This window comes from Kutzneria buriramensis, assembly GCF_003387475.1.
In the GTDB taxonomy this organism is placed as follows: Bacteria; Actinomycetota; Actinomycetes; order Mycobacteriales; family Pseudonocardiaceae; genus Kutzneria; species Kutzneria buriramensis.
Genome location: NZ_QUNO01000022.1, coordinates 101149 through 123036, shown reverse-complemented (window position 1 = coordinate 123036; position 21888 = coordinate 101149). Strand labels below are relative to the sequence as shown.

The following is a 21888-nucleotide window of genomic DNA, read 5'->3' as shown; positions in this document are numbered from 1 at the left end:
GCGCCGACCGACTGACCCAGTGCAGCCGGTCGGCCGTGAATACGCCGGGTCCCCACCCCGAGCGGTCGGTGCCGGTCGTCGGCGGGCTGCTCACGACGCGCGGTCACGAGACCGTGGGCGGGCAGTAGCCGCCCTGGCTCAGCGCGACCACAGGGCTGCTGGGCTCGGCGCTGGCCGCGGCGAGGACGCTGGGCATGACCTGGCAATAGGCCGCGACGGCCACGATCCACTGCGCGGTGGCGTCCAGCCGGGTTCCGGTGACCGGCAGCGTGACCATGTCGGAGTCGATCTGGCAGCGCACCGCGCATCGGACTGCGCTCAGCTCCGTTCCGAGCTCGCGGAGAGCGTCCTGCACGCGTTCGACCGGGGGAACAGCAGCGGGCAGACAGAAGCCGAGGCCCAGGTCCGCGGCCACCCGGGCGACGGCGCGCAGCGCCGCCGCGAGGCGGGTCACCAGCTCGTCGCGGCGGCCGAGGTGGACGACCGCGGTCACCGTGATCACGTCGATGCAGCGGGTCAGGTCCGTCAGGCTCGCATGCACGGCGGCGGCCTGGTCCTTGTCGACCAGGGGCCAGCGAACAACTCCGACGACTGTGGGAGCGCAGGTCAGCTCAGACACGGCCGAACGCCCGCCCGGCCTCGGCAGCGTGGAAGTTCTGTGTGGCCGGCGCGCGCCAGGTGCGGGGTTCTCCCCCGGGTGTCAGCAGGCTGTGGATTCCGCCGGCCACGACCGCAAACAGCGTGCCGTCAGGTCGGATGCCGTACCGCCACTGCGATAGCGCGGTCTCCTTGCCCGCAGCGGGGGTGCGGCTTGTTGTCACGAACCGGACCTTGGCGGTATCGGCGGCCGTGGCCAGCATGGCCGGCGCGGACAACCCCGCTTGGCGAAGAAGATCGTTGACGAAGGTCCTGGCCATGTTGCCCGACTGCTGACCGTGCACCACTTCCACCAGCAGCCGCCGGCTCAGCGGGACCATCGAGTGCGGGTCATGGGCTGGCAGACCCCACAACGGGCGCAGAACACTCAGGTCGGCGGCCAGATTTTTCATGTAGAGCTGAGTGCCCCATTCCGGACCGTTCACGAGGATTCGCAGCGTGAACCGCGAGAGCAAGGCCGGCATCGCGACGAACGCGGTCATCGCGGTCCGTGCTTGCTCACGGCCTTTGCTGCCGGCGCTGACGACGGTCAGGCCGTGCCCGAGGTGGCACCGCCAGAGCCGGCCGAGATCTGCGCATGTGGCGTCGCCGTCGTTCACCGTGGCGGACCAGTACTCGAGTGGGTCCTGGCCCAGGGTGCACAACACCGTAGGAGCCGGGAAGGGCAGACCGAGGTGCAGACGAGCAAGGGCCAGCTCCGCCAACCGCTGTTCGATGACCGCCAGCGGAGCCCGCTTGGTCGGCTTGCGACCGCGATCGTGATCGCTGGGGGCGATGGCGCACACGTAGTCGAGCTGGCGTACGACGTCGCCCAGCGGAACGTAGGGCGGGGGCTGTTCAGGCATGCTGCACGTCCTCGGTTGTCTCGGTGCCGCTGAGGTCGTCGACGACGCGGCTGCGCCACCGGTCCAGGCCCACTCCCGCAGCGAGGTCGGTCAACGCGGCCGTGCAGCGCCGGACGCGGCCTGGGTGGACGCGGATCAGGTCGGCCAGCCGCGTGCCGGCATCCCGGGCTTGGGTGACGGTGGCCGACCCGAGGTGGTGCCGGTAGACCTCCAGCGCGGCCATGGCCAGCTGCGTGGTGAGCGCCCTGCAGTTGTGCGGGTCGGCGCAGGTCTGGCGGTCCGGGCACGCGAGGATCAGGTCGCAACGCCACAGCTGGGCGGTGCGCGCGCTGAGGTCGACCCCCAAGGCGGCGCGCAGGCCCTGCCGGCGCGCGCTGTCGGTGCTGCGGACGTGCAGGTCGCGTTCGGCGAAGGTGGTCTGCCGAAGTTCAGCGACGTGCTCCAGGCGGTCAACGCGGATCGACGTGGTCGCCTCCAGGGCAACCACGAAGGCGTCGTTGGTCGGTTCCAGTTGCATGTGCAGGGCCCGGTGCTCGACAACTACCGGCGCCGGGCTGGTCCGCAGCAACTGCAGGGCCTCGATCGCGGCGAGCTGGTCCGCCTCCACCGAGGTTCGCCCGGCGGGCCGGGGCATCTCCTCGGTCATCACGCTCGCCCCGAGTTGCCCGGCGACGGCGCGGGCCAGCGAGGACTTGCCGGACGCGGTCGGCCCGGTGATCAGCACGCGTGCAGGGGTCACGGCAGGACCGGCCACGGGGAGCGAGCAAGCCTCAGGCTCGTCTCGCAGTTGGTGATGAGCACGTAGTCGACGACGTTTTCCGCCCCTCGCCCACAGCCGGGGCAGGAGACCGCGACGCGGCCGTCGACGTGGTCGACGGCAACCTCCAGTTCCTGTTCACACGGCCGGCACCACCGCGACCTGGTCCAAGCATTGACGTGCAGCGGGGAACTGACGCAGTCGTGCAGCCACCGCCGGTGCGTGTGGCAGGTCAGGCGCAGGTCAGGCAGGAGCCTGCGGCCGTCCTCAGCCTCGTCCTCGGCGGTCAGGTACAGCGCGAGGCGCTGGTCAGCCAGATCGGCGTAGCGGGGCGACACCGTGTCCAGCCGCAGCACGTCGTCCGGCTCGACCGGTGACGTGGTCCAGCAGACCCGCTCAGTTGTGACGGTCACGCTGCCGCACCCGCCGTGGCATGGTGATCCCCCGCCAGCGTGGCCACCAACTCGCTCAGCGGAACGCACGGCGCCGCCACTGGTGCGCCCCAGACGTCACGGCAGGTGCGGCAGTGGCCGCGGTGGTCAACGCGGTGTTGGTTGAGCTCGTCGACCAGGTCGACGTTCTGCTGGCTCAGGGCGCGGCCGTCGCCTACGGCCACCCCGCCGGCGGCGGCCTGCCGACGCTCGATCAGCTTCTCGATGGCCGACTCGACGGCGCGCGCCGCCTGCACGCGGTGCGCACGGCGGGTGATCCGGGCACAGCGCAGACGCGCGTGGAAAGACGCGAGAGGCACGACAATCTCCGGCTCGATTCGCGGATGGCGCGGGACGGTCGGCCCTGGTCGGGGTGGACAAGGCCGACCATCTCCGCGGGTGAGCGCATCTACCGTGGCCAGCCCGCCGGAAGGAAACAATTACGCGTCGGGGTATCCCCGTGGGGATACCCCGGAAGGGGTGCCATTCGGGTGAACTCGAAGATCATGACAACACCCCCTCCGGGGTGTTCCGGCATGCTGGCCGCGCCTCATGCTCACCCTGTGCTGTTCAGCAGCCGCGGGAAGGTTGACGTCATGCTCGAACGGGACTCGTCACTGTGCCAATCGTGTGGTGCTGTGCTTCGGCAAGGACACACGAGCAGTGTCTGTGATCCGTGTGCGCTCGCAGCGCTGCGGTCCGGCGCGGCCTTGGTCAAGCCCGAGTTCTTCACCGCGCCAGGTCTGCGCGCTTCGGTGTCCCGGTTCGACCTCGAGTCGCTGTTCCCCGCTGTGCGTGGGGAGGCCCAGATCAGCCAGGCCAAGCTGGGGCAACTCCTCGGCATCCCACAGGGCCGCGTCTCGGAGATCGAAGCCGGCAAGCACCGGATCCGGGATGTCGAACGAGTCATGGATATCTATCAGGCCCTAGGGGTGCCAGCCGAAGCGATCGGCTTGTCCTCCTGCGTCCCCGGTAGCGTTGTGCGTGGGGATGACGAGGAGGCGATCTGGATGTTGTTGACGCGCCGCGGCTTCATATCCACCTTGGCTGTCATCGCGCTAGGCGCGGGGGCGGTGCCGCCGGAACTCGAGCGGCTGGAAGCGATCCTGCCGAATCCGCAGTCCCCGGACCTGCCAAGTCAGCTCGGCCAGGCCGATATCGCCGCCATCGAGGCGATGACCGAGCAGTTCAGACTGTGGGACTACGAACGCGGCGCGGGTTTGGCCAGGGAGGCCGCCGTCGCCCAGTTGCGCAGTGTGCTGGCGCTGAAATCGGTGCCGTGTCCTGAGGCGCTCAAGCTGCGGTTGCAGATGGCCACGGCTGACCTCGCCTCGATCGTGGCGTGGATCTGCTACGACTGCGAGAAGCACCAGTCGGCGCAGCAGTGGTGGGTGGTGGCGCTGAGCGCGGCCAGGGCCGCTGCCGAGCATCCGCGGAGCATGGATCTGCGCGTCGGGGTGCTGTTGGACATGGCCCATCAGAGCCTGCATCTTCGCGAGTACAAGGCCGCCCTGGACCTGGTGAACTTGGCGAACGCGGTCGCGGTGACCAGCCGGTACCCGGTGTGCGACACCACCCGCAGTTACGTGGCCACGAACCTGGGCTGGGTCCGTGCCTCACGCGGGGAGGCGGAGCTGTGCCGCCGTGCGATGGACGAGGCGCTCACCACCTACGAGCATGCCGACACCACCGGCGCGGCGCCGTGGGCCGCCCACGTCACCAGCGCGGAAATCGCCGCCCAGGTGGGGCACAGCTCGTGGCTGTTGTCCTCCTACGACCCGTCGTTCGCGCCGGAGGCGATCACGCAGTTGCAGATCGCGGTCGATGGTTATGGCGCGTCGTATGCGCGCAGCAGGGCGGTCAACCTCGCCGGGCTGGCCGGCGCCAAGTTCATCGCCGGCGACATCGACTCGGCCGTCGCTGTCGGCCGCGACGCGGTCTCGGCGATCACGGGCATGCAGTCCAGGCGGGCATATCGGCGATTGGCGGTGTTGAAGGACGTCGCCGCCCGGGTCGGACATCGGTCGGACGTCCTCGACCTGCAGGCCGAAATCGACAAGGCCCTGGAAGCAGCCTGACCGCGTGACCGCTACTCCACGCCCAGAACTCCAGCTCGAATCGGCCGCGCTGCCGGAGGTCTGCGCTCTCGCCGGCGTCACTCCTGCCGGCGCGGTGCTGCTGCATCACCGGTCGAACGCGGTGTACCGGCTGCCCGAGGCCGGCGTGGTGGCGCGCCTCGCCCCGGACACGCCGCTGCGCCGCGACCGCGCGCGCACCTCGGTCGCGGTCTGCCGCTGGCTGGCCGAGCGAGCTCCTGGCCTCGCTCTTCCTCCGATCCCTGGTGACCAGCCAGTCGTTGCCGCCGGTGTGGTCGCGACGCTCTGGCCTTTCCACGACCCCGACGGCCAGCGGCCTGGCCCGGAGGTCGTCGGCCAGTTGCTGCGGGGGCTGCACGCGCTGGAGCCGCCGCCGTTCGCCGTGCCGGAGTTTCGGCCGCTGCACCGCCTGACCGAGGCCCTCACGATGGACGACGATCGCGCCGCGCCAGCGCTGAGCGCGGACGACCGGGTGTGGCTGCGTCGCCGCGTCGACGACGTCGTCACCGACTTCACCGCGACGGAGTTCCCGCTGGGACGTGGCGTCGTACACGGCGACGCCCACGACGAGAACCTCGTGCCCCTGGCGTCCGGCTGGACCTTGATCGACTGGGACCAGACCTGCATCGGGCCGCGCGAATTGGACCTGGTCTCCGGCCTCCCGGACCACTTCCACACCCCTGAACACCAGCGGATGAGGCTGTTCAGCGCCTACGGCTACGACCTGACCAGCTGGCCCCGGTGGCCGCTGCTGCGTGATCTCACCGAGTTGCACGCGCTGGCCAGCTACATCCGCTTGGCCCCGACCAAGCCGTCAGCCGCTGAGGAACTGCAGCGCCGGGTGCGGTCGTTGCGGTCTGGTGACCGTTCGGTGGTGTGGCGAGCCATCGCATAGGCCGGCGGCGCCCGGATCCGCTGACATCCGGTGACAACCATCTGCTGACACCTGGTGACGTAACCCGGGTCAGTGACGTGACGCCGCAGGCGAGAGTCGGCTGATTCCGCGGGAGGGCTGACGCTGGTAGTAGCATTGTGAATTCAAATCACAATGCTTTGGGGTGGTGATGGCATCGAGCAAGGGCACCTTGGCGCGCAGGCTGGCGGCCCGGGTCGAGAAGAAGACCGGGGTGCGGACCGAGGCCGGGTACGACTCCAAGGGCCGCAGCACCGAGTGGTATCTGGAGTGGCGCAACGGCCCGACGAGGGAGGCCATGCGCGCGGTCGCCGAACCGCTGGCCAGGAAGGTACCCGGGCTCGACTTCACCATCGGATACAAGCGCACCAGCGACGACCGACACCTGGTCGCCGCGTGGATCCACCAGGCCACCCACGACGACGACGCGGGGCCGTGGTCGATCGACACCGCCTTCACGAAGACCGGCTTTCCCGACGACATCGCCCACGACGACCCGGTGTGGGCCCTGGTGGACTACGTCTTCGCCTCCTGCGGCGGGCCGAACGCCAGCGGGTACAACGTCGTCAAGCACATCGCCAAAATTGGCGTGCGCGGCCTGCGGATGGAGTATGTGCTCGACCAGCACGAACGCGTCGACGCGCCCGTGGCGGCGTCTGTGGTGGAACCGCTGTTGGAGGTCTCCTCCGCACTCTCCGAAGACACCCAAGGTCGAGTTCGAGGACTCGTCGACACGCTGATGAGCGAGTTGGCCGGCCGGAGCCCGCGCAGCTCCGACCCGCGGGCGCAGGTGTTGATCGCCGAAGCTGTCCACCACGTTCTCGCCGAGGCCGTCAACGAACGCCAGCGCCGCCAGGCGCTGATGAGCGTCGCCGAAGGCACGCCGCTGTACCGGCTCAGCATGATGCTGGGCAAATCAGCCTCGACGCTGAGCAAGAGGTGGCCGGCCGCCGAGTTCAACGCGGACCTGGCGCCGCTGGTCTGGTTCCACGCCCATCGCCAGGCGTGGACACGAGCATGCGCACAGGTCGTCACCGAGGTGCGCGCGCTGGGCAACGACGTCGCCCAGCACCGCGAGGTGTTTCCGCACCTGCACTGGCTTGAGCTGGACGAGCGGGACTCGGACAGCTTGCCGCGTCTGCTAACGACCACGGAGGTCGCCCGGACGTTGGTGGCCGCGGTGCCGGAGGTCGCGGAGCGGACCTGGAGGGAGCGGCGGTTGCGCCGCCAGCTGCACGGAGCCGCCCGGGACGACGACGTCCGCCCCGAGGTGCCCGGACCGGCGCTGCGGGAGCTGGCGGATCTGCTCGCCCAGTTCGACGCGCCGCCCGTCCCCCGGCGTCGCGGCGGTGCTCGAACGCCTCGATCGCGCACGCCCTGACCGACGACTCGCCCGCGTCCGGTTCCACCAGTTGCGCCTCGACGCCGCCTACGATGATCGGGTACGCCCCGGGAGCTGCCTCTGCCTCGCACGCAACCCGGGGCACCGCTCTGTCCGGACCGCGCTCCGTGATCCACACGGTTTCGTCACGCCTGCAGGTTTCGTCACGCGCGGGTGCGTTTTGTGCTGATGGGGGCCGTGATCTCGAACTGTCGGGGGTATGGGGTATGCAGGGGGCCATGACTGCTGTGCCGCCGCCCCACGAGCTGGTCGCCGTCGACGACTCCGCGCCGGTCGTCCTCGACGGTGTCCTCGTCGATGACCGTGCCGGCGCGACGCCGAGCCCGGTGCTCGACCTGCGGTCGTTCGTGGCGAGGTCCACGGTGTCCGACCCTGAACGGGTCGCGGAGCTCGCGTTCGCGCTGGCGCAGGCCGAGGGGTTCTACGACGCCGCGCTGGCCGAGTCCACTCGGGCCTCTTACGAGACGGGCTGGCGGCACTTCACGGCGTGGTGCGCGCGGTTCGGCTTCACCCCGCTGCCCGCCGAGCCCGAGGTGATCGCCCTCTACCTCGGCGCGTACGTGGAACCCAGCGACTGGAAGCCGTCCACGGTCGACGGCCGGATCGCGGCCATCGCGCATGCCCATGCCGAGCATGGCCTGCCCTCCCCCACCGCCAACCTCCCGATGCGGCGGATCCAGCGCGGCATCCGCCGCAAGCTCAAGCACCGCCCCCGCGGCAAGGCCGCCGCACGGTTGCAGTTGGCGATCACTCTGTTGAAAGCGCTGGAGCTGCCCAACGACAAGGGCCGTCTGCGGCACCCGATCGCGCTTCTGCGAGACCGCGCGCTGATTCTGACCACCTACGCGGCCGCGCTGCGGCGGGCGGAGGTGGTGGCGCTCAACCTCCCGGACATCCGGGTCACCGCAGTCGGGTTGGAGCTGGACATCCGGTCGTCCAAGGGCGACCAGGAGGGCCGCGGGTTCACCGCAGTCCTCGAGCGCACCCCGCACCAGCCGGACCTGTGCCCCGTCACCGCAGTGTTGGCGTGGCTGGACGCCATCGGGATGCGTCATCTTGTCGGAGCTGCGCACTTCCCCGAGGCGCACGTGCCGGCGTTCTACCCCGTCACGGCACACGGGACCGTCCGGTCGAGCCGGCTCACCGCCCAACACCTGTGGCGCTTGGTCAAAGCGACTGCGGAGGCTGCCGGCCTCGAGCCCGAAGCCGTCGCCGATCTCGGCGCGCATTCGCTGCGCAGGGGGTTGCCTTCCGACGCCGAAGACGCCGGCTTGAGCTGGTTCGAGATCACGCGGCTTCTGCGGCACCGCAACCGGGCCACGTCCCAGGTGTACGTCGAGGGCGGTGGCGGGGCCCATCCAACACCGTTCGGCGCCGTCGTCGCGGGGGCGGAAGCGACCTGAGAGGCCCGTGCCCCTCGAACAGGTCGGCAGCACGTAGCGTCGGCAGTTCGGTCGAGCAGGGTGGGCCGGCATGTCGGCTAGTCGCGTAGACGGGGTCGCCGGGCCTCGGCGACTGGATGTAGTGCTGACCGGACACGCGGCCGATGGCGAAGTAGTCGCCCCGCCAGCAGCGCATCCGCCCTTCTGTGCCCAGTTCCAAGCCGGTGACGGCCGACGTTTGGGTGCGACGCCCCTCGACCGGCTCCCCGAGACGACCTCGGCGCCTTCGGGCACAGGCGTGACTCCAGCCCGCCCGCCCTCCAGTAAGAACCCGCCCCACCGGCGCACTGCACCGCGCTTGGTCAGCTCCGCGCAAGCCATTTCAAATCATTTCATTTCATCTGGACATGATTTGATATGCTTGCCGTATGCCCGAAGAGAGCCCGTCGCCAGGAACGTGCCAGCGCTGTGGAGGACCCATCCCGCCGCGGCAAGAGCGGGAAGATGGCAAGAAGTTGCAGGGCCGCGCGCGGCGCTTCTGTTCGGCCGAGTGTCGGACGTCGTTCCACAACGCAACACGGGCCTCCAGCTCGTCGACGTCCAGCTCTTCTGTCGACCGCACCGACGAGGGCTGGCCGATCGATCGCCTTGTTCGGCTCGCCGGCGACACCCTCGCCACCGCCCGTCAGGCGCGTGATGGGTTCCTCGCGATGCAACCGGACGCTGTAGCTGCGCAGCTGGCCGAGGCCCGATTGCAGGCCAGCACAGCTCAGGCCCGTGTGGTCCAACTGGACAACGACAACGCCGCGGCGTGGGAAGCCGCAGAGGACGCCGAGGACGAAGCAATCAGGCTGCGGTCGCAAGTCGCGGACCTATCAGCGCAGGCCAGCGAGTTGCGCGGGCAGATGGAGGCCTTGGAGCCACAACTTGCGGAGCGGAACGAGCAACTGGCTCAAGCCAACGCCACTACAGCCGCGCAGGCTGAGACGATCCGTCAGCTCACCGAACAGGTCGAGTCCCTCACCGGCCAACTGACTTCGACGCGAGAATCCGCACGGGACTACCGCACCCAAGCCGAGCAGCGCGAACGGCGCCTGTCAGACGAGTTGGAGTCGGCGCGGACCAACCTGGCCGAGGTGAACGAGCAACTCGCACTCGCGAACCGAGCCCTGGGCGAGAAGACCGGTGAGCTGGACCAGTTGACCGCGCAGGCCAGCGAGTTGCGCGGGCAGATGGAGGCCTTGGAGCCACAACTTGCGGAGCGGAACGAGCAACTGGCTCAAGCCAACGCCACTACAGCCGCGCAGGCTGAGACGATCCGTCAGCTCACCGAACAGGTCGAGTCCCTCACCGGCCAACTGACTTCGACGCGGGAGCAACTCGGCGAGGTGAACCGCGAGTTGGGGCAGAAAACGGGAGAACTCAGCCAACTTCGCCAGCAGGTCGAGGAGATGGGCGCGCTGCGCCGGCGGCTGGAAAGCAACCTGAACCAGCCCCGGGACACGCACCTACGCCCTCGGCGCGCCCAGGTCCGGCGTGTAGCGGGTCTTCGGCGTCCCCGACCGCCGCAAGGCTGATTTCTCGACACCAGGCGAACTCCCCCCACCAAGTAGGTCGTACCGAGTTGCTGGACAAGGCTCGGACAGCCGCGTCATCCGCGCGTTCAGCGTCCGCCGTCGGCGCGGTGCTGTTCGACCGCGTGCCGGTGCTTGATCACGACGTCGATCTGCGGTGGCATGGTGCTGGGCCCAGCAGGCCGCCACGAACCTCCGCTGCTCATCGCCGAACGCGACCTCGCCGCCTCATGGACCTGAACCGGCTTGGCCCTGAATGGCGCCACATCGTCGTGTTGGACGGCAAGCCTGGGCATTGAGAATGTCGTTCACAATGGGCTCACCAGCATAAACGAGACAAGGTGGCGGCCGCTGGTGATCGGAGCGGGGGGAGGGTCCCGACCTGGCCAGCGGCCGCGCGGTTCCGGCGCCCCGGGGGGTGGGGCTTCAGCGGAGCCGTGCTGGCACTGTAAGTCGGTCTGATGCCGTGATTCCGGAGGTTCGTCCGGCGCGCCACGAACGTGTGACGGCCGGGTCTGCTCTGCCGGCGGGGTGAGCAGTCTGGGGTCAGCCGCCAACCAGCTTGGTGTTCGGCGCCCCATCGGCTGCGACCACGGCAGCAACGACGGGTGAGTGGCTGTAGGCCCTCGCAACGCTCACCCACCAGTTGTATTCGGCTTCAGGGTCGCCGTCTCGGGTTTCGTCGACCGGCGTTGATCGTGGCGGTGCGGCAACACCGGCGCGCGCGGACGTGACCGCGGCCTTGAGCTGAGCGGCCTCGACCACCGCGTTGAGTGCCTCCCCCGTCAGACCGGCGTCGCGGCCGCGGCTGAGTGCTTGCTCGCGAACGCCTTCGTCGAGGTACCGGCCGAGGCCGAGGCGGAACTCGTTGAGCTCGGTGAGTTGCCGGCGAACGCGGTGGTGCGGATCGAGCGCCTTGCCGGGCGCGACGGTCACCGCGCTCGGGTTGACGTGCCGCAGTGCGCGGTGCAGCGGCCTGAGCGCGAAGAAGCCGCGCCACTTGCGTGCCCACCGGCGAAACACCGGCCTGCGCGGACCCCAGATCGGCAGGATGAAGCCAATCACGCCGGGGACGATGCCCAAGGCCCCAAAGGCCGGCGCCGCAGTGGACAGCGGATCGAACTGGCGGATCCCCAGCCAGTCCAGGACGATCACAACCAGCAGCACGACGTAGCAGATGACTCCGAACCAGACTGCCGTGGCGTAGAAGCGCAGCCCTCGCCGCAACCACGGCAGACCCGCCTCCGCCGCCATCCTACCGCCTTTAACGCATTGATAAACCAGTGCGCCGTCGGCAATAAGGCTCGCCACGAAGAATGCAACAAGGAATGCCGCAACAGTCGGCTCCGTCGCATAGTAGGTGATGAAGTCCACCTGCCGGATCGCATGAACGTCAGACACGGCGAAGAGGACCGCCATGGCAACGATAACGCCCGCGTAGCACGGGACAATCCAGCGAACGCGACGCCATGCCACTTCTGCGGGAAAACGCCAGAACAACACCAAACAGAGAGCGGCCGCAGAATATGCCACTTCGAGCGAATAGACAATAGGGGCAGCAAGGTTTGGAACACCAGTTGCGGCGTACACCATGTCCACAAAGACCGGGGCGGCCAGTGTCATCCCTAGAGTGGTGGCCAAGATCAGCACGCACAGCGACCATAGCTGCGGACTGCTCCAACGTCTACGAAGATCGGGAAGCTTGTAGACCAGGAGAATGATCCCTAGCGCCCCGCAGACGATATAGACGAGGTTGAAGATCGACACAACCTGCCCCCAGGTTCGAATGGTTTAGTGTTCAAGTGTTTCGCGCAGTCGACTGAGGTTGTCCGACGTCCCAGGTGGCACGGGCTGTGTCGGCGAGCGGTTTTCGGTGAGCGCCGCCAGCAGTTCATCGGCAACAGTCTCAGCCTCAGCCTCTTCCGCCTGGGAGAATTCCGTCCGCGTGGCGATAAATTCCGCCATCCTTGGAAGCACGTTCGGCATGAGAAGGTTCAGTCCTGCACGTTTATCCAAGGTTATGTACTTGTGCCCAAGGAGCTGGTGGGCAAACTCGTGCAACAGGACCTGGAGGCGAAAGTGCCAGCCTTGCGAGTCGACACAGATCACCAGGAAGCTGCCGTCGGCAAGAACGGCAGTGGCGCCCGTGATGTGCTCATTAGGAAGGCGAGCGAAGCGAACAGTGACTCGGTGGCCGGTGTGATTGCTCCACACCGTGCCAACCTGGCGTGCGAGGTCCCTGTAGGTGACGTCAGCGGAAAGGTCGAACTGGGCGGCAACGGACCCTACGAGTTCCCTCCGTTGGTGCTTGTCCATCGTCCACCTCCTCGTTCCCGAAGCCGCCCGCCATACCGCTATCTTCACCCTGCGCCCGTCCCTGCGGCCGGAGAACCGCCGTCACCCGATCGAGGGCGAGGCTGGAAGACCCAATCGTCCGCATCCAGTTCCGGATCAAGAGCCCGAGCCACAGCTTCCATCGCGGCGCGTTTGGTTCCCGGACTCAGCTCCGGCAGCCGTTCGCTGATCCTAGTGACCAGCGCAACCACCCCGAGTTCCCTGAGCAGCTTCCCCTCCGCGAACTCGGCGTCAACCTTCGCCGCGAGCTCGTCATCGAAGAAGTAGGCCGGCGCAACCCCGAAGAACCACGCCAGTCCCAGCACGTGCTTCAGCTTCGGGTTGTCGGCGGCGCCGTCGCGTAGCTCCTGGACGGTTCGCCGGTTGATCGTTCCGAACGCGCCATGTTCGTTGATCGCCTTGGCGACCTCGCCCGGCGTGTACGGACCGCGGTCGGCTGGATGGTTGGTGGCAAACAGGCCGGCCAGCGCGGTGCGACGCCAGCCCGGCTGCTCCCCGTCGCGCAGGTCCCCTCGCCCGCCAACTAGGGCGGCCGGATGCCTACCGAGCGCTTTGCCCAGTTTCACCAGCACTTCGACCGTCGGGTTGTCCTGGCGGCCGGACCGCAGGTTTGCGACGTACGCCTGAGTGATGCCGCACTCTTCCGCCAGCGCAACGTTGGTCCACGCCGGCCCTCCGCCAACCGGGTGTTCACACAGGGCCTTGAGGGCGTCAGCGAGCGACGGGGCCTCGTCCGCGCTCATGATCACCTCCCGCACTCGTTGGGGGCCGTGACTGCCGGAAACCGGTTCTTAGTCCATCCGGGTGGCGTTAGCGGCCACGAATCGGCCAACTTCCCCACTGGAGCGCCCCTACTTTCTCACGTCGGACCGCAGAATTCTACTGCGGTGTCACCTGATCAGAGTAGATGAGAGTTGTAGTTGAATCTCCCTGGTTTGAGGCATATAGTCACGCCAGCTGATTCATCTGCGGCTCCCAGTCACACCTTCGGTTGAGAGTCTCAGGCGAATCTCGGGGGCGGCTGCTAGGAGGCATCAACGCGCCGCCTCCTGGGCGTGGGGAGCGCGCCCGGTTCAACGGCGTGACAGCCGGCTCGACGTGGCCCGGTTCCACGGGTGATCGCCGAGCTGACTGGGGGACGGAAGGCCAGACCACGATGACCGCACCAACGACAACGCCAACCAGTCAGCCTGCAGACGACTGGTGGTTGCGCGCCGCCTGCCGTGGCAGCGTCAACCCGGACATGTTCTTCCCGACCCAGGGTCGGCCAGAGCCTGAACGTGTTGAGCTCTGCCAGCGCTGCCCGGTCCGCGCGGACTGCCTGCGAGAGGGCCTCGACACCGGATCCAAGGGGATCTGGGGCGGGACCACCGAGCGGCAGCGCCGGAAGCTGAAGGAGACGATCCCGCCTCAGCGGTGATCGACGTCATCGAAGTAGGGCCTTGCATGCCAACAACTTCATGACCACGCCCTGCGCGCACCTCGCCGGCCCTCAGGTGACCCCAACACCTGCAGGAGGCGCGCAGGGCTTTCCCCCTCACCACCCGGGAGATCCTCGATGATCGCTCGTTCCCTGTCGGACCTGGGGCAGCCGGTGGCCCTGGATCCCATCGCCATCCGCGCTGAGCTCGGCCCGTTCTCGCTGTGCGCGCGCTGCGGTGGCCAGGTTGCCGCCGCCCGCCGCGCCGACGAGCACCGCGTGCTCGACAAGCAGAGCTGGCACCGACACGCCGAGGACATGCTCGCCCTGCACCGACGGACCGGCAGCGCAACGGCACTGCTGTTCCTGGACCTCGACCACTTCAAGCGCATCAACGACACCTACGGCCACGTGGCCGGCAACCAGGTCCTCGACGCGATCAGCGCCATTCTGGAACGCAGCACGCGCCCCGAGGACCTCCTCGGGCGCTACGGCGACGAGTTCCTGATCCTGCTGGCCGACACGAGCCTGTCCGACGCGCTCCACGTGGCACGACGGATCCACGACGCAGTCCGAGCCCTCCGGCTCAGCGTGCCCGCAATCGGCGGCGGCACCGCCACCATCACCACCGTGACGACCTCCCTGGGTGTCGCCGGCTACTCCCCCGGTCACCACCGCACGGTGGACGACCTCGTCGTCGAAGCCGACACCGCTCTGTACGCGGCGAAGAACAGCGGACGCGATCAGATCTGTCCGGCGCCGCCTCGTCCGCGGTTGGCCCGGTAGCCGAGCGTCGCCGCGATGAGCGTGCAAACCGACCTGCCGCGTGTTGTGGCCGCGGTCGTCGCTCCCGACAGTCCCGTCGGCCAGTTGGCCGCTGTGATCGAGGAGCTGACCTCTCATCTGCCAGCGGCCGACCAGCCGCGGGAATGCGCGCTGTGCTCGCGCTCCTGGCCGTGCGACGGATTCGACAACGCCGCGAAGGAACTCGGGCGCGCGAGGATCCCGGTCGGCTTGTGGGTGCCGCTGAGCCTGCATCCGATCCTGTGGCCGCAGCAGCCGTCGTTCGGCACGCGGGCCAACTAACCCCGAGCACGCCACGACCAGTGCGGTGACCCCCGCAGTGGGGTGTCGCCGGCTCGACACAACCCCATCTCGAACGGCCTGAGGCGACCAACGTCGCCACGGGCGCCGTCAGCTCGCACCGTCATGTCGGTGCGGCTCGGAACTCGCGCGCCATTCGACCACCGTCCACACAGGACCGCCGTTTTCGGCGGATCCGCCCAGCCGAAGGGATTCCCCATCATGCAGTCCCAGACCGTCACCGCGTACAGCTCCGGCATCTACGCGCCCACACGTGGCCTACTACTATGCGCCGCCTGAACCCCACCCCCTTTGTCCACGGGGCGCAAACCGTTTTCGGCGCCGCCGTGATGGGCACCGGCTTGGCCGCGACCTACCAGGCCCGGCTCGGAGTGCAGCCGTGGGATGTCCTGCACCAAGCCCTGGCCAACCTGACCGGGCTCACCGCCGGCGAGATCATCGTGCTGGTGTCCGTGGTGACCCTGGCGATGTGGTGGCCGCTGCGGCAGCGCCCCGGTCTCGGGACAGTGGTCTGCACCCTTGTTCCCGGCCCCGTCATGGACTTCGTGCGGGAGGTGCTTCCCGCCCCCGACTCAGTGCTGCCCCGGATCGTGCTGCTCGTGACGGGGATCGCGCTGTTCGCCGTCGGCACGGCGCTGCTGATCCGGGCACGTCTGGGGCCCGGCGTCCGGGACGGGTTGATGACCGGGGCGTGTGGCCGGTGGGGGTGGCCCATCGGGGTCGTCCGCGCTGGTCTGGAGTTCGGCGTCCTCCTGCTGGGGTTGGGCGTGGCGCTCCTGAGCCGGGCCAACGTCATCGCGAACGGATCGGTCGGGCTCGGCACGCTGGCTATCGCCCTCGCGCTCGGTCCGCTGCTGCACGTGCTGCTTGGCCGCCGCCGCGGTGCGGCCGCCACCGAGGCGTCCGCGCCCGGCCAGGTGTGACGGCACACGCCGCCAAAGGCAGTGCCACAACCGCGCTGGACGAACACAATCCACCGCCCCATCCGGCCCCGCGACTCGGTGTGATCGCACGACGAGGACATCGCCGCGCCCACGGTCCACCGAATCCCCGCAAATGCTTCCCACCATCGAGGCCCACCATGACCATCAGCCCTCACGCCGGCCGCACGCCGGCCCTGCCAGACGACCCCGTGACCGCTGATCTCCTCAATCCGGCGGTCTTCGGCCCCCTGTTCTCGCTCGAGGAGGTCAAGCGCCGCGCCGCCCGGTTCCTCGGCGACCCCGCGTTGCCCGGCGACCGGAACACGCGGGTCGCCGAGGCTCTGGACGAGCTGGACCGGACTGGCACCTACCGGCTGGCCAGCACCGAGCTAAGCTACGGCCTCAAGCAGGCGTGGCGCGCTGACCCCCGCTGTATTCGACGAGGCATGTTCGACAGACTCGCCCAGGTTGAGTGGGATGACCTTGAGCGCGCCGACTTCAGCGGCGCCAAGCTCACCACGGACCTCGTGGCCGGCGTGATCGGCTATTACGTGCGGTCAGCCACCAATCGCGGCCGGTTGACGCCGAAGATCATGGTGTTCCCGCCGGACGGACCGGACGGACCGGCGCTGCGGATCTGGAACGACCAGCTCATCCGCTACGCGGCCGAACGACAATCGGATGGCCGAGTGCTGGGCGACCCGGCACAGCTCAAGCTCACCGCGGCAGTGCGACGGCTGGGCTGGAGCGAGCGGGTCGGTCGCCAGACCGTGTTGCCGATCGCGTTCCAGATCGGACGCTCTAAACCGGAGCTGATCACTCTGTCCAGGAAGGACGTTCTTGAGGTTCCCTTGCAGCATCCCGAGTATCCGTGGATAGCGGAGCTGGAGTTCAAGTGGCACGCGCTGCCGGCCATCAGCCGCATGGTGGCGATCATCGGCGGCTTGGTGCATCCGGTCCTGTTCTCGGGCTGGTATGTCGCCGGGGAGATCTTGGACAACTGTCGCCGCTACGGCATCGTCGATGAGATTGCCGAGCGACTCGACCTGGGCCCCCGAGACCGGCTGCGATCCCACCGGGTCGACCTCGTCGTGCTCGAGGCGGTCCTCTACAGCTTCCGCGAAGCGGGCGTGATGATCGAGGACAACCGGTCGGCCGACCTCCACCATCACCAGCACGTCCTCACCGAAGCAGCCGCAGGCACCACGGTGCGCGGTGACAAGAGCAAATTGATGCTGGCCGGATCGACCTCGGACATGCACGCACGCACCGACCCGATGCTGCCGCCCGATCGCGACCAGGACCCGGGCTTTCACTACTTGCCCGACGCCTGGCCCAGCGCGGTGAGCACGCCGACGTGACCACCGCCGCGTCCGGCGAGATGATCGGTACGTGATGGCGGACTGGCACCTCAGCAACCAGGTGGAGGCCGTCGCGGCCGCGTGCGGCCTGGCGACCGTCGAACTCGACGTCCGTCGCGACGACGTGCACCTCGGGCTCCACCCCGCTGGACAGGTCGTTCCTCGGATCGACGTCCGGGTGCACCAGTGGACAGACGACGAGGTCCACGGAGACCTCTACCTGTGTCCACTGCCAAGCGCCGCGTTCGTCCGGCTCAGGCAGCCGGACGTAACCGTGCCCCGCTACCTGGTGGTATGGCGGCCCCTGACTGAGGGCGACCGGGACCGCCCGATGGATATCCAGAGGCTGGAAGGGCGGAATCTGGGCGTGTACGCCCAGCTGACCTCCCACCCCCAACCCGCCGACCCCGCCCAGCACACTGCAGTCGAGGTGGCGCTGACCGCCGTGCTCACCGGCACGGTGCTGCGCAACCTGGTGCTGTCGCAGTAGAACCGCCGCCCGCGCCTGCCCTCCGTGTCCTGATCACGATTGCCCGGAGGACGGACGCAGATCCAGTGCGGCCATTTCCTGCTCGGTGAACGGCGGATCCGCCGGCGGTGTCCGATCGGGTCCGCGGAGGACAGCCAGCAGTATCCGCGGTGCCAGCAGCCGGCTGACCATCGGCGCGGACAACGTCATCGCGTCGATCAGCGCCTCCGCGACATCGGCCCGGCTCATCGCAGTCCGGGTCATGCGCTCGACGTAGGCGCGGACCGCCAACGTCATCCGCGTGGGCCCCGCTCCTTTCACGTCCGGGTACAGACAGTCCTCGCCGGAGGCCATCATCCAGGCCGGTTCCACGGTCCGGCCAATGGCGCGTTGGACCCGCCGCGCGGTGGTCGGTCGCAGGCCGTGTTGGCGAAGTTCGTCGCGCAGGGCGACGGCTCCCAGCGCCGCCACCGACATGCCGTGGCCGTAGACGGGGTTGTAGGTCGCCACGGCGTCGCCTATCTCGATCAGGCCGGCGGGCATCCGCGCTCGTTCGAAGAACCGGCGGCGGTTGACCAGGCCGTGCGCGGTGACCACCGGGGTCAGCGGCTGCGCGTTCGCGATCAGGTCTCCCACGATGGGGTGGCGAACGCCGCGGGCGAATCGGACGAACTCCTCCTCGTCGGCCGGTGGTTCCCCGCCGCGGGTGCCGGACAGGGTGACCAGCCAACGGCCGTTCTCCTGCGGGATGATGGTCGCGGTCTGACCGGGAACCGGCGTCCGCGCGTTCGCCTGGACGTTGATAACGGGGCAGTCGGCGGCCACGGCGTCGGGCGCTTGGTAGATCCGGGTGGCGTAGGACAGGCCGGAGTCGACGATCTCCTCCCGGGCTTGCGGTAGGCCCAGCTCGGGCAGCCAGTGCTGGATGCGGGAACCGCGGCCGGTGGCGTCGACGACCAGGTCGGCGTCGAGGTCGGTCTGCGCGTCGGTGTCGCGGCCGCGCACCCGAGCGCCGGTGATGCGCGATCCGGTACCGATGAGGCTGTCGACGTCGGTGTTCTCCAGCACGGTGATCTTGGGGTTGGCCAGGACCTGGCGGCGCACGACCCAGTCGATGAGGTTGCGGCTGCAGGAGATGAGGTACTGCGTGCCGGGGAAGCGTGTGAGCCAGCCCTGCGCGGACATTGACACCAGGTGGTGCGGCAGGTGGTGCTGGTGCGCGCCGGCGGCCAGCAGCTCGCTCAGCGTGCCCGGCAGCAAGTCGTCGATGGCGCGGGCGCCGCCGGACATCAACAGGTGGGCGTGCTTGGCCTGCGGAACGCCTTTGCGGTCAGCTGGCCGGTCGGGCAGCTGGTCGCGTTCCACGATGGTCACCTGGTCGACGTAGTCGGCCAGGGCGGCGGCAGCGAGCGTTCCGGCCAGACCGCCGCCGAGCACCACCGCACGTGCCGACGTCGTCATCGCGCACCCCCAAGTCGGTCCACAGCACCCAACTTAGGCCACCAGTCGGTGCCCGTGGTGTCCGGTTGACCGGGCGGTCACCAACTGACCGGCCCAGGCCGGCCGCGAAATCCAACCAGACCGCGGTGTGGTGCGCCTTCGGGATGCCGCACCGGTTCGTCCCTAGCGTCGAGGACCGCTCGACAAATCGCGGAAAGGGACGAACCGAGGTGGCAACCGGACCCACACACGCAACCAGCGGCGCCGCGGCGTGGGCGGCGGTGTGCTGGCTCGGGGCCGGTGCCGGCCATCCGCTGCCAGTGGACCAGGTGGTCCTCGGCGCCCTGGTGTGCGCCGGCGGCGCCCTGCTGCCCGACCTGGACACCGGCGGCTCGATGGCCGCCCGCACGTTCGGCGCGCCGACCCGGCTGCTCGGTCGCGGCCTGGGCGCGGCCAGCGCCTGGATCTACCGCCGGACTCGAGGCCCGCGCGACGGCGCCCGCGAGGGCGGGCACCGCACGTTCACGCACACCGCCGTGTTCGCGGTACTCGTCGCCGCGGTAACCAGCGAGTCGATCATCTTGGCGGGTTCGGTCGCGGCCGCCGTGGCGCTGTTGGTCTCGGTGGGCCTGGCGCTGCGCGGCCTGCTCCATCGGTGGGCCAGCAGGTCCGCCGTCGCCTCGGTCAGTGCCGGCGCGGTCGTGGTCACGGTCGTGGCCTGGCCGGTGCTGAGCTCGCAGTCGTGGTGGTGGCTCGGTATCCCGCTTGGTCTCGGGTGCCTTGTGCACGACGTGGGCGATGCGACCACCAAGACCGGCGTGCCCTTGTTGTGGCCGTTGTGCCTGGCTCCGGGCCAGCGCTGGTATCCGGTGGCGCTGCCCCGGCGGTGGCGGATGCGCACCGGCGGCGAGTTCGAGCTGAAGCGGGTGTTCCCGGTGGTCGTGTTGGTGACCGCCGGCGCTCTGGAGCAGGCGGTGGTCAGCGCGGCCCCCGCCGTGGTTCCGATCTCGGCTGTGGTCATGGAACTGACAACCGAGCTGCGGACCGTCACGCACGGCTTGGTGCCGATACCGCAGCCGCTGAGCACGGGTCTGGTTGGCTGCGCCGGATCTACGCTTCCGACAAGGCCGTCGGTTCGGTGCTGGTCGGCCCCGCCCAGGCCTCGTCGAGCCGACTCGGTGGCCGGGCCGGCCGCGATCGTCGCCGAGGAGCGAGATCAGGCCGGTACGGTCCCCGTCGTCCGCAGGGTCCGCAGCTGCGCCAGGGACAACTCCCGCGTCCGGTCCGACACCTTCGAGGACGTCCAGTCGTCCAGGTAAGGATGCGCCGTCACCTGGCTCGTGTCCGGGGTGACGTCGTGACCGTCGGAGGCCACGATCTTCTCGATCATCTCGGCGAACTTCCCAGGCCCACCGCCGCCGTAGCCGACGTTGTAGCCCTCGCCGGTCTTCTCGGGTAGGAAGTGCAGCTCGCCGCGATCGTTGCGCAGCCACATGGCGCCAGCGTCCCGATCGATGATCAACCGCTCCAGCACCTGACCCTCGGGCAACGACAACGGGGAGAATGTCCAGTAGGTCCAGTTCTCGATGTTCCCGCTGACCGTGCGGTAGTGCTGTTTCACCACCGGCATCCAGGTGAGCGGATCGTACAAGGTCTGCAGGCACACGCAGCCGTCGCCAGCGATTGCCGACGGCGACTCCGGGTCGTCGAAGACGCAGGGATCCCACAGCCGCGGGGCCTCGTTACGGGAGACCAGGGCCATGTGCAGTGGGGTCGGCTCGGTGTCCTGCAACCGGCCAATCCATTCCTGCGCGTACCGGCTGGACTCACGCAGTTGCTGGGTGGCGTTGAGCGCAGATCCCCATGCCTTCGGTGTTTCGGTGTAGAGCACGAAATTGAACCATCCCCGCTGCGGGTCATAGGTCAGGTTCAATTCGCCGCGCCCAGGCTCGTAGGTCATCAGTCGGGATCCCTTCCGTGGCCGGTTCCGCCAGCGTCCCATCCGCCCCCCGACAAGAGCGTTCGGCAGCCCTGGGATAAAGGGGACATCAACCAATCGGCGCAACCGCGATCACGGACGAGGTCAGCCGCCGAATTTGGCGACTCCCGGCCGCGCCGATCACCGAAGGCAGTTGCTAGTGCCGCACGCCTCGGTGCGCGGCGACAACAACGGCGTCCACCAGCACGGTGAAGACGGCTTCGTCGCCGCCGTCGAGGTCCTCGACCAGTTCGCACAGGTAGATCTGGGAGTGCCGGCAGCACACGGCGAACTGTTGGAGATCGCGGACAGCGGCGATTGTCACGTTCCGACCACAGCACGGCGTCTGTGCGACCACCGTGCCGGGCCGCCGGCCAGGCGTCGTCCAGGTGCGCACCTCGGCGCCGACGAAGAGCTTCTCCGGCGTCACGGGGCCGATCCCCAGACGGGTACGGGCCGCGGGCTGGGCGTGTTCTGGCAGCACCAGCGTCGCGCGGTGGTCTGCTAGGTCGACAACGACGTCGTGTCGGACGTACATCCCCGAGCCGGCGGCCACGGGCTTCACAGTGCGGCTGCCGTCGACTTCGCACAGTTGGACGAGGAGGTCCTCGCCGTGCCATCGCCGGTGCTCGATCACGGCCCATCGCTGGTGGACGTCCGCGAGCATGCCGACGCCGAGGTCATCACGAGGGCACCAGTCGCTGGTCGGGGTGCCACCGTCGGCTCCTTGGTGTTGAACGAGGTGCAGTTCCTTCAGGGAGATGGTGCGCACACGGTCCTC

At 68.8% G+C, this 21888-nt stretch carries 23 protein-coding genes; 12 read left to right on the top strand and 11 right to left on the bottom strand.

Annotated features, from left to right (window positions below):
• Positions 1-103: 103 nt before the first annotated feature.
• From BCF44_RS46200 to BCF44_RS46180, 5 genes are read right to left on the bottom strand one after another with little or no spacing between them, the layout of a single operon-like run.
• Positions 104-619, bottom strand: a complete 516-nt coding sequence (locus BCF44_RS46200) for a hypothetical protein (RefSeq protein ID WP_147328902.1) — start codon at positions 617-619, stop codon at positions 104-106.
• Entirely contained in the window at positions 612-1502 is an 891-nt protein-coding gene (locus BCF44_RS46195) for a hypothetical protein (protein ID WP_116180912.1), read from the bottom strand. The genes BCF44_RS46200 and BCF44_RS46195 overlap by 8 nt, the downstream gene beginning before the upstream one ends.
• Positions 1495-2241 carry a DEAD/DEAH box helicase family protein gene (locus BCF44_RS46190; protein WP_147328901.1) on the bottom strand — a complete coding sequence of 249 codons (747 nt, stop codon included), beginning with the start codon at positions 2239-2241 and terminating at the stop codon, positions 1495-1497. Before BCF44_RS46190 ends, BCF44_RS46195 begins: the two co-directional genes overlap by 8 nt.
• Positions 2238-2672, bottom strand: coding sequence for a hypothetical protein (locus tag BCF44_RS46185; protein ID WP_246016205.1), 435 nt, complete (start codon positions 2670-2672; stop codon positions 2238-2240). The genes BCF44_RS46190 and BCF44_RS46185 overlap by 4 nt, the downstream gene beginning before the upstream one ends.
• Positions 2669-3010: a hypothetical protein gene (locus BCF44_RS46180; RefSeq protein ID WP_147328900.1), complete on the bottom strand. Its 342-nt coding sequence runs from the start codon at positions 3008-3010 to the stop codon at positions 2669-2671. The genes BCF44_RS46185 and BCF44_RS46180 overlap by 4 nt, the downstream gene beginning before the upstream one ends.
• A gap of 171 nt (positions 3011-3181) precedes the next feature.
• Between BCF44_RS46180 and BCF44_RS56160 the strand changes: the two genes are divergently transcribed.
• The 5 genes from BCF44_RS56160 to BCF44_RS46150 all read left to right on the top strand — a co-directional run bounded on the left by BCF44_RS56160 (position 3182) and on the right by BCF44_RS46150 (position 10060).
• Positions 3182-4768 carry a helix-turn-helix transcriptional regulator gene (locus BCF44_RS56160; RefSeq protein ID WP_170218119.1) on the top strand — a complete coding sequence of 529 codons (1587 nt, stop codon included), beginning with the start codon at positions 3182-3184 and terminating at the stop codon, positions 4766-4768.
• A 4-nt stretch (positions 4769-4772) separates the two neighbouring features.
• On the top strand, positions 4773-5681 hold the full coding sequence (locus tag BCF44_RS46165) for an aminoglycoside phosphotransferase family protein (protein ID WP_170218118.1): 909 nt from the start codon (positions 4773-4775) through the stop codon (positions 5679-5681).
• A 163-nt stretch (positions 5682-5844) separates the two neighbouring features.
• On the top strand, positions 5845-7080 hold the full coding sequence (locus BCF44_RS46160; protein ID WP_116180907.1) for a hypothetical protein: 1236 nt from the start codon (positions 5845-5847) through the stop codon (positions 7078-7080).
• Between the two features lie 239 nt (positions 7081-7319).
• Positions 7320-8504, top strand: a complete 1185-nt coding sequence (locus BCF44_RS46155) for a tyrosine-type recombinase/integrase (protein WP_147328899.1) — start codon at positions 7320-7322, stop codon at positions 8502-8504.
• Positions 8505-8911: 407 nt separating this feature from the next.
• Positions 8912-10060, top strand: a complete 1149-nt coding sequence (locus BCF44_RS46150) for a coiled-coil domain-containing protein (RefSeq protein WP_147328898.1) — start codon at positions 8912-8914, stop codon at positions 10058-10060.
• A 543-nt stretch (positions 10061-10603) separates the two neighbouring features.
• Here the strand turns inward: BCF44_RS46150 and BCF44_RS54970 are convergent.
• The 3 genes from BCF44_RS54970 to BCF44_RS46135 are packed head-to-tail and all read right to left on the bottom strand — an operon-like array spanning position 10604 to position 13155.
• A complete protein-coding gene (locus tag BCF44_RS54970; protein ID WP_147328897.1) occupies positions 10604-11824 on the bottom strand; it encodes an MAB_1171c family putative transporter in 1221 nt (406 codons plus the stop codon).
• 24 nt (positions 11825-11848) lie between these two features.
• Positions 11849-12373, bottom strand: coding sequence for a hypothetical protein (locus BCF44_RS46140; RefSeq protein WP_116180903.1), 525 nt, complete (start codon positions 12371-12373; stop codon positions 11849-11851).
• 44 nt (positions 12374-12417) lie between these two features.
• A complete protein-coding gene (locus BCF44_RS46135; protein WP_147328896.1) occupies positions 12418-13155 on the bottom strand; it encodes a helix-turn-helix domain-containing protein in 738 nt (245 codons plus the stop codon).
• A gap of 413 nt (positions 13156-13568) precedes the next feature.
• Between BCF44_RS46135 and BCF44_RS46130 the strand changes: the two genes are divergently transcribed.
• From BCF44_RS46130 to BCF44_RS46105, 6 genes are all read left to right on the top strand, one after another.
• Positions 13569-13832, top strand: coding sequence for a WhiB family transcriptional regulator (locus BCF44_RS46130; RefSeq protein ID WP_116180901.1), 264 nt, complete (start codon positions 13569-13571; stop codon positions 13830-13832).
• 138 nt (positions 13833-13970) lie between these two features.
• The gene (locus BCF44_RS46125; RefSeq protein WP_116180900.1) at positions 13971-14618 is read left to right on the top strand and encodes a GGDEF domain-containing protein; all 648 of its coding nucleotides are present in this window, start codon (positions 13971-13973) and stop codon (positions 14616-14618) included.
• A gap of 15 nt (positions 14619-14633) precedes the next feature.
• Positions 14634-14918, top strand: coding sequence for a hypothetical protein (locus BCF44_RS46120; RefSeq protein ID WP_116180899.1), 285 nt, complete (start codon positions 14634-14636; stop codon positions 14916-14918).
• 284 nt (positions 14919-15202) lie between these two features.
• Entirely contained in the window at positions 15203-15859 is a 657-nt protein-coding gene (locus BCF44_RS46115; protein ID WP_116180898.1) for a YczE/YyaS/YitT family protein, read from the top strand.
• 158 nt (positions 15860-16017) lie between these two features.
• A complete protein-coding gene (locus BCF44_RS46110; protein WP_116180897.1) occupies positions 16018-17220 on the top strand; it encodes a nitric oxide synthase oxygenase in 1203 nt (400 codons plus the stop codon).
• 31 nt (positions 17221-17251) lie between these two features.
• Positions 17252-17710 carry a hypothetical protein gene (locus BCF44_RS46105; protein ID WP_116180896.1) on the top strand — a complete coding sequence of 153 codons (459 nt, stop codon included), beginning with the start codon at positions 17252-17254 and terminating at the stop codon, positions 17708-17710.
• 33 nt (positions 17711-17743) lie between these two features.
• Here the strand turns inward: BCF44_RS46105 and BCF44_RS46100 are convergent, their stop codons facing one another.
• Complete coding sequence (locus BCF44_RS46100; RefSeq protein WP_116180895.1) at positions 17744-19150, bottom strand: FAD-dependent monooxygenase; 1407 nt, start codon at positions 19148-19150, stop codon at positions 17744-17746.
• 209 nt (positions 19151-19359) lie between these two features.
• Between BCF44_RS46100 and BCF44_RS46095 the strand changes: the two genes are divergently transcribed.
• Entirely contained in the window at positions 19360-20448 is a 1089-nt protein-coding gene (locus tag BCF44_RS46095) for a metal-dependent hydrolase (protein ID WP_170218117.1), read from the top strand.
• Here BCF44_RS46095 and BCF44_RS46090 read toward each other — a convergent pair.
• On the bottom strand, positions 20346-21089 hold the full coding sequence (locus tag BCF44_RS46090; RefSeq protein WP_116180893.1) for a hypothetical protein: 744 nt from the start codon (positions 21087-21089) through the stop codon (positions 20346-20348). The two genes, BCF44_RS46095 and BCF44_RS46090, sit on opposite strands and share 103 nt — an antisense overlap.
• Positions 21090-21264: 175 nt before the next feature.
• On the bottom strand, positions 21265-21879 hold the full coding sequence (locus tag BCF44_RS46085) for a hypothetical protein (protein WP_116180892.1): 615 nt from the start codon (positions 21877-21879) through the stop codon (positions 21265-21267).
• Positions 21880-21888: the final 9 nt, after the last annotated feature.

Coding starts and splice junctions, on each gene's coding strand:
- BCF44_RS46195 (WP_116180912.1), bottom strand. CDS start 1,502: ATGCCTGAACAGCCCCCGCCCTACGTTCCGCTGGGCGACGTCGTACGC.
- BCF44_RS46130 (WP_116180901.1), top strand. CDS start 13,569: ATGACCGCACCAACGACAACGCCAACCAGTCAGCCTGCAGACGACTGG.
- BCF44_RS46090 (WP_116180893.1), bottom strand. CDS start 21,089: ATGACCTACGAGCCTGGGCGCGGCGAATTGAACCTGACCTATGACCCG.
- BCF44_RS46125 (WP_116180900.1), top strand. CDS start 13,971: ATGATCGCTCGTTCCCTGTCGGACCTGGGGCAGCCGGTGGCCCTGGAT.
- BCF44_RS46155 (WP_147328899.1), top strand. CDS start 7,320: ATGACTGCTGTGCCGCCGCCCCACGAGCTGGTCGCCGTCGACGACTCC.
- BCF44_RS46120 (WP_116180899.1), top strand. CDS start 14,634: ATGAGCGTGCAAACCGACCTGCCGCGTGTTGTGGCCGCGGTCGTCGCT.
- BCF44_RS46110 (WP_116180897.1), top strand. CDS start 16,018: ATGACCATCAGCCCTCACGCCGGCCGCACGCCGGCCCTGCCAGACGAC.
- BCF44_RS46135 (WP_147328896.1), bottom strand. CDS start 13,155: ATGAGCGCGGACGAGGCCCCGTCGCTCGCTGACGCCCTCAAGGCCCTG.
- BCF44_RS46140 (WP_116180903.1), bottom strand. CDS start 12,373: ATGGACAAGCACCAACGGAGGGAACTCGTAGGGTCCGTTGCCGCCCAG.
- BCF44_RS46100 (WP_116180895.1), bottom strand. CDS start 19,150: ATGACGACGTCGGCACGTGCGGTGGTGCTCGGCGGCGGTCTGGCCGGA.
- BCF44_RS46115 (WP_116180898.1), top strand. CDS start 15,203: ATGCGCCGCCTGAACCCCACCCCCTTTGTCCACGGGGCGCAAACCGTT.
- BCF44_RS46150 (WP_147328898.1), top strand. CDS start 8,912: ATGCCCGAAGAGAGCCCGTCGCCAGGAACGTGCCAGCGCTGTGGAGGA.